General features: G+C 56.8%; 1 protein-coding gene. It reads right to left on the bottom strand.

Annotation, left to right across the window (positions count from 1 at the left end; genetic code table 11):
• Positions 1-1,539 (bottom strand): AMP-binding protein (locus ACFSUC_RS11780; RefSeq protein ID WP_379929790.1); only part of this gene is annotated, 1,539 nt, incomplete at both ends.

Here is a 1,539-nt window from a genome sequence, read left to right on the forward strand (position 1 = left end):
CAGACAAATTCCGTTCGGAATGCCTCATGCCTCTTCACCAGTTGCTGAAACGCTTCGCGTAATCGCGGTCGATCCAGCTCGCCTTGCAGCCGCAAGGCAAACGGCATATTGTAGGCCGTGCCGAATCCTTCCAGCTGCTGTACCAGCAGCATTCGTTTCTGCGCAGAGGATACCGGATAAGTTGCAGCAGGGGCCGCAGGCGGGATCGATACTGCGGAAGCAAAGGAGGCAGAGGATGCTGGATGCGGCCCTGAAGATATATTCTCCGCCAGCAGACTTGCCTGTTCTTCCAGCAAGGGATAATGGAAAATGTCGGCAACAGACAGCTTTCGCTCAAAATGTTTGTTGATTTGCGCACACAACTGCATCGCATGCAGAGAATGCCCCCCGATTTCAAAAAAGTGATCGGCTCTGCTGATCGCGGATCGACCGAGCACCGATTCCCAAATTGCCATCAATTGCTGCTCTACTTCATTTCGAGGCGGTTCCGGCACTCCCTTCTCAACCGCAGCAAACTTCGGTTCCGGCAATGCCTGTCGATCGACCTTTCCGTTAGGGGTCAGCGGCAGCTTCTCCAGCCTAACCCAGCACGCTGGAACCATGTATTCTGGCAATTGCTTCACCGCATACTGGTGCAGTTCCTGTTCCTGAATCTCCTCGGCACAGGCCAGGTACGCCACCAGCTGCTTCGCTTCATCCTCGCTCTCCTTGACGATCACCACCGCTTCCCGAATCCCCTCATGCTTCAGCAGCACCTGCTCAATCTCTCCGATCTCCAGACGAAAGCCCCGAATTTTCACCTGATGATCCATGCGGCCCATAAAGACGAGGGTCCCGTCAGGCTGCCACTTCGCCAGATCGCCTGTCCGGTAGATCCGTTTGCCTGCTGCAAAAGGGTCCGGGATAAACGTCTCTCTCGTCCGCTCCTCGTCATGGAGGTACCCTCTGCTGACTCCTTCGCCGCCAACCCATAGCTCCCCGACGGCTCCAACCGGCAGCAAGCGACCGCCCCGGTCCACGATATAGGCGGTGGAACCGGAGATTGGCTTGCCAATCGGAATCGACGCACCCGTCTTTGCCTCTTCCGCCTTGATCGCATGGCAGCAGGAGAAGGTCGTATTTTCGGTCGGCCCGTACCCGTTGGTGATGCGCAACTGCGGACACTGTGCCTGTACGGCCTGGATATGCTTGGGCGACAAGACATCTCCCCCGACCAGCAAATACCTCAGCGGCTCGAACAGAGTCGGCTGCTGCTGCGCCAGCTGATTAAACAGCGGGGACGTCAGCCACATCGTCGTAATCCCGCTGGTTCGAATCATGGCTCCCAGCTTGTCAGGATCAATCAGGGTGAAGTGATCTGCGATGTACAGGGACAAACCGTTTAGGAACGCCCCCCAAATTTCGAACGTACAAGCATCGAATACAGGCGCGCCCGTCTGAAGGATGCGCTCTCCCCGCTCGAAGGGATGATAGGTGGTGTCCTTCACCAGTCTGATCACATTGCGATGCTCGACCATAACCCCCTTCGGACGGCCAGTT

Origin of the sequence: Marinicrinis sediminis (assembly GCF_042685085.1) — a bacterium.
GTDB lineage: Bacteria > Bacillota > Bacilli > Paenibacillales > KCTC-33676 > Marinicrinis > Marinicrinis sediminis.